The following is a 296-nucleotide window of genomic DNA, read 5'->3' as shown; positions in this document are numbered from 1 at the left end:
GGGTGCCGCCGTCGAGCGCGTCTTCGACTTCTACGAGCAGGTGCTCGGCCACCAGCGCGAGTTCGCCCGTACCGTCGTCGGCGCGGGCACCTCGGTGTTCGACCAGGTCACCGAGCAGGCGACCAAGGCCGCCGAGGCCGTGACCGAGCACGCCGGGCGGAGCACCGAGGCCGCCGCGGAGAAGACCGCGCGCGCCACCCGGAGCGCCGCCGGCAAGTGACCCGGTACGACGACGGCCCCCGCCCGGCCCCCGGGTGGGGGCCGTCGTCGTGTGTGACCGGGTCGCGCTGTCCCTA

At 75.7% G+C, this 296-nt stretch carries 1 protein-coding gene; it reads left to right on the top strand.

Annotation, left to right across the window (positions count from 1 at the left end):
- The coding region (locus DBV35_RS29805) for a hypothetical protein (RefSeq protein WP_157962126.1) at positions 1 to 220 on the top strand (220 nt) is incomplete at its 5' end.
- Positions 221 to 296: the final 76 nt, after the last annotated feature.

The sequence above is a fragment of the Acuticoccus kandeliae genome, from assembly GCF_003073115.1.
The sequence above is the reverse complement of the archived record's forward strand: the minus strand, read 5'-3'. Positions and strand labels throughout refer to the sequence as shown.